The following is a 4,528-nucleotide window of genomic DNA, read 5'->3' on the forward strand; positions in this document are numbered from 1 at the left end:
GAAAATTAAATAATTTAAAATCACAAAATAACAACAGAATCATAACAATTGCTGCAGCTATAACAACATTTTTTATGGTTCATCCTGTATATTCCCAAGCGCAAACTTTAAAAGCTAAGGATGCTTTAACAGCTCTACAAACAGATCTTACTACTCATATTATTCCTGTTGCTGCTGCTGTTATACTTTTGTGCTTAGCAATTGGTTATGCAGGACGTTACATCGGAAAGGATACGTTTGTACGGTGGGCAATCGGTGTTGTCATCGCAGGTTCTTCAACCCAACTTGTTACAATGTTGTTTAGAACAGCGTAAAGTTAACAATAAATAAAGTTAATAATAAAATGAATAGTAGCTGTATACCGGTAATAATGTAGCCATACTGAAAAAAGGAATATTATTTATAGCAACTTTAATTAAAAGGGGATAAAGGATATGAAACAATTAAACACACTTCGAGTAAAAATATGTAATAAGATTAGTGCTATTGTTATCACTTCAGTTATGTTATTAATAACTAAATATGCATATGCTCAAACGGAAACGAAAAGTTTAGATGTTTTCATAGGGATGCAATATGGATTAAGTATACTTATTCCTATCGTCGCCATCATTATTCTTTTATTTCTTTTGCTTATTTATATATTTCGCATCATTGCAAGAGCTACATTTATACGATGGGCCTTCAGCGTCATTATTGCTGGTGCAGCCTTTTATATTAGCCACATATTATTTCACCTCCACTGACAAGAGCACCCCATGAAATCACAAGAACAAAAAGAATTCCCCCTATTCAAAGGAGCAACACGTGTTCCAACTATATGGGGTGTCCCCATGATGCCATTTATCGTTATGGTTATGGGGGTCGCTGTTATTGCTATGACAGTAAGTATCTTTTTGTGGATTATAGCGCCTCCATTATGGTTCATTATGGTGCAAATTACTAAAAACGATGATAAGGCGTTTCGTATCTGGTGGTTATGGATCGATACTAAATTTCGCAATCGCAACAAAGGTTTTTGGGGCGCATCAAGTTATAGTCCCTCTGATTATAGTAAAAGGAGATAAACATGACAGCTGTTGAAAGTAGCAAACGCCTTGCATCGGAGACACCTGTAAGCCTGTTTCTGCCTTATTCACATCATATTACAGATACGATTATCTCTACTAAAAATGCGGAATATTTATCGATTTGGAAGATTGACGGGCGTTCACATCAAAGCGCTTCAGAAGAAGATATTTTTCAATGGATAAAAGAGCTTAACAATACTCTACGGGGTATTGCATCAGCCAATTTATCATTTTGGACACATATTGTGCGTCGCCGTGTTTATGAATATCCTGATTCAACATTTGATCAAATGTTTTGCTATCAACTTGATGAAAAATATCGGCAAAGCTTTACTGGTTATAATTTGATGGTCAATGATTTATATCTGACTGTCGTTTTTCAACCGATAGCGGATAAAATTATGTCGTTCTTTTCTAAACATGAACGTGAAACGCTTGATCAAAAAAAGATGCGACAAGACTCATGTATCAAAGAACTCAATGACATCAATCGTACTTTAGGCCAATCTTTAAACCGTTACGGTGCAGAACTTCTTGGTGCTTATGAAAAAAATGGGCATGCTTATTCTTCTGCACTTGAGTTCCTTGGAATGCTTGTCAATGGTGAATATCGCCCCATGCCAATTTGCCATGACCGTTTTTCTGACTATATGTCTATCAATCGGCCTTTTTTCTCAAAATGGGGTGCTCTTGGTGAATTGCGAACAACCAGTGGAATGCGTCGATTTGGAATGCTGGAAATTAAAGAATATGATGCAACAACCAAACCAGGACAATTAAATGTTTTGTTGGAAAGTGACTTCGAGTTCGTATTGACGCAGAGCTTTTCGGTGCTCTCCCGACATGCTGCTAAAGACTATTTACAACGGCATCAGCGTAACCTTATTGATGCACGAGATGTGGCAACGAGCCAAATTGAACAAATTGACGAAGCACTAAACCAGCTTATTAGCGGGCATTTTGTCATGGGAGAACATCACTGCACATTGACTATCTATGGTGATACAATTCAACAAGTTCGCGACCATATGGCTAAAGCAAGTGCAGCATTACTAGACGTTGCGGTACTGCCCAAACCTGTAGACTTAGCGATAGAGGCTGGCTATTGGGCACAACTTCCTGGCAATTGGAAATGGAGACCACGTCCTGCTCCGATTACATCATTGAACTTTTTGTCATTTTCATCTTTTCATAATTTTATGTCAGGAAAACCCACTGGCAACCCGTGGGGTCCAGCCGTCACAATTCTTAAAACAACCAGTAAAACACCGCTTTATTTCAACTTTCATGCCTCCAAACTTGAAGAGGACTCAACAGATAAACGTTTGCTCGGTAATACCGCACTTATCGGACAATCTGGTTCCGGTAAAACCGTGTTACTCGGCTTTTTGGTAGCACAAGCACAAAAATTTAAGCCGACAACGGTTGTTTTTGATAAAGATCGTGGTATGGAAATTGCCATTCGAGCGATGGGTGGAAAATATTTAACATTCAAGCCAGGCAGGAAAAGTGGTTTCAATCCTTTCCAACTCCCACCCACACAAGAAAATCTGATTTTTCTGAAACAATTTGTTAAAAAATTGGCAGAAGCTGGTGGTGAGGTCACGCATCACGACGAGGAAGAAATTAACAAAGCGGTTATGTCTGTTATGAGCAGTAACATTGACCAATCACTCCGTCGTTTGTCCTTTCTGATACAATTTTTACCAAATCCACGTTTAAGTGATTATAATGCTCACCCATCTGTTCATGCTCGCTTACTAAAATGGTGTGAAGGTGGTGATTATGGATGGTTATTTGATAATCCCCATGATGCTCTTGATCTCTCAACACATCAAATTTACGGCTTTGATATCACGGAATTTTTAGATAATTTTGAAACTCGCACCCCAGTGATGATGTATTTGCTTTACCGCACAGAAGGCATGATTAGCGGACAGCGATTTATGTATATCTTTGATGAGTTTTGGAAGCCTTTGCAAGATCCGTACTTTGAAGATTTGGCGAAAAATAAGCAAAAGACTATCCGTAAACAAAATGGTATTTTTGTTTACGCAACACAAGAGCCTAGCGATGCCTTGGAAAGTAATATTGCCAAAACACTCATTCAACAGTGTGCGACTTACATTTTTCTAGCCAACCCCAAGGCAAACTATGAAGATTATACAAAAGGCTTTAAACTAACAGATACAGAATTTGAACTCGTTAAAGGACTTGGTGAGTTTAGTCGCCAATTCCTCATTAAGCAGGGTGATCAATCTGCGCTTGCAGAACTGAATCTTGGTAAATTCCATCTGACAAGCGGTGGAAAAACCATCGAACACGACTTTAGTGACGAGCTCTTGGTGTTATCAGGTACACCAGATAACGCAGAATTAGCCGAAAGCATTATCGCGGAAGTTGGTGATGATCCGGCAATATGGTTACCAATTTTCTTACAGCACGCAAAAAATGACAGGAGGGAAACATGAAAAAAAAGCTCATTCCAATAGTAGTTGTAATAACTTTAGGGATTTCAGACCCAGCCATGGCTTGGACTTTTGGCGCTGGAGCGGCAGATTTGTCAGCAACAGTTCCAACGGCGTGGCCCAATTTTTTTGGAAAGTCACGTGAAACAACGCCTAAAGAACCTCCACAACAAAAGGAAGCGCCAGCTGACCCACTTCTCGAAACACTAAAAAAACAACTTGAGGAAGTAAAAAAGATACAGGAGTCTATAACGGGAAACCAAAAGTTCGACACTAAAAAACTTAAAAATGCACAAACAGATCACAGCAGTTTTTTCCTCAAAAATCCGGAGACGCTCTACAATAGAAATAAATCTTCTGCTCTAACTACATCACTTAAAAATATTTTAAAAGAAGAAGAAATTCCTATCTCTGTCCATGAATCTAGCAGTTTTATCAACAAGCGTAGCCAATATGCAGCCATCACTGATAAAGCCGTAAGTCTAAAGACTTTTGAAGAAGCAAATAATCGTTTTCAGCAAATTGAAGAACTATTAAACGAAATCAAGACAACAAAAGATCTAAAAAGTATTGCTGAGTTACAAGCACATATAATTGGAATGCTCGCTATGCTACAAAATGAAACAGCAAAACTACAAATGGTCACACATTTACGCAATGCTGAATATACACTTATCAAACAGCAGAAGGACAAACATAACATAAAAATTTTGAATAGTAAAAACACGAAAATGCCTACCATAAGATTTATTAGATAAGGCTTTTTATAACAATATTTCGTGTATTATTTTTCCTATATGCTCGTAAAAAGCAAAGGTTAGTGCGTAATATTCAGTTCTCTCTCATAGACTGAAAAGATCTACGAAATTTAATTCTATCCTAAAAAACTCAACGAAAAATGCTTAAAAATCATATAAAAAGTTGAAAATTCGTTAAAGAGGAATTCCATGGACTTTACAGTGTTCACGCAACTTTTCAATAAAATTGATC

At 37.6% G+C, this 4,528-nt stretch carries 5 protein-coding genes; all 5 read left to right on the plus strand.

The window, feature by feature from the left end; genetic code table 11:
• Window positions 1-314, plus strand: a 314-nt coding sequence (trwL, locus tag ACFIKQ_RS02555; RefSeq protein WP_375655820.1) for a VirB2 family type IV secretion system major pilin TrwL, incomplete at its 5' end; no start/stop codon positions are given.
• 120 nt (window positions 315-434) lie between these two features.
• The gene (locus tag ACFIKQ_RS02560) at window positions 435-746 is read left to right on the plus strand and encodes a conjugal transfer protein (protein ID WP_375655822.1); all 312 of its coding nucleotides are present in this window, start codon (window positions 435-437) and stop codon (window positions 744-746) included.
• A gap of 12 nt (window positions 747-758) precedes the next feature.
• Complete coding sequence (locus ACFIKQ_RS02565; protein WP_015857019.1) at window positions 759-1,067, plus strand: type IV secretion system protein VirB3; 309 nt, start codon at window positions 759-761, stop codon at window positions 1,065-1,067.
• 2 nt (window positions 1,068-1,069) lie between these two features.
• Window positions 1,070-3,541: a VirB4 family type IV secretion/conjugal transfer ATPase gene (locus ACFIKQ_RS02570; RefSeq protein ID WP_375644421.1), complete on the plus strand. Its 2,472-nt coding sequence runs from the start codon at window positions 1,070-1,072 to the stop codon at window positions 3,539-3,541.
• On the plus strand, window positions 3,538-4,296 hold the full coding sequence (locus ACFIKQ_RS02575; protein ID WP_375644420.1) for a type IV secretion system protein: 759 nt from the start codon (window positions 3,538-3,540) through the stop codon (window positions 4,294-4,296). Before ACFIKQ_RS02570 ends, ACFIKQ_RS02575 begins: the two co-directional genes overlap by 4 nt.
• Window positions 4,297-4,528 lie beyond the last annotated feature (232 nt).

The sequence above is a fragment of the Bartonella sp. MR63HLJHH genome (assembly GCF_042194155.1).
GTDB classification, from domain to species: Bacteria; Pseudomonadota; Alphaproteobacteria; order Rhizobiales; family Rhizobiaceae; genus Bartonella; species Bartonella grahamii.

Coding starts and splice junctions, on each gene's coding strand:
- ACFIKQ_RS02575 (WP_375644420.1), top strand. CDS start 3,538: ATGAAAAAAAAGCTCATTCCAATAGTAGTTGTAATAACTTTAGGGATT.
- ACFIKQ_RS02560 (WP_375655822.1), top strand. CDS start 435: ATGAAACAATTAAACACACTTCGAGTAAAAATATGTAATAAGATTAGT.
- ACFIKQ_RS02565 (WP_015857019.1), top strand. CDS start 759: ATGAAATCACAAGAACAAAAAGAATTCCCCCTATTCAAAGGAGCAACA.
- ACFIKQ_RS02570 (WP_375644421.1), top strand. CDS start 1,070: ATGACAGCTGTTGAAAGTAGCAAACGCCTTGCATCGGAGACACCTGTA.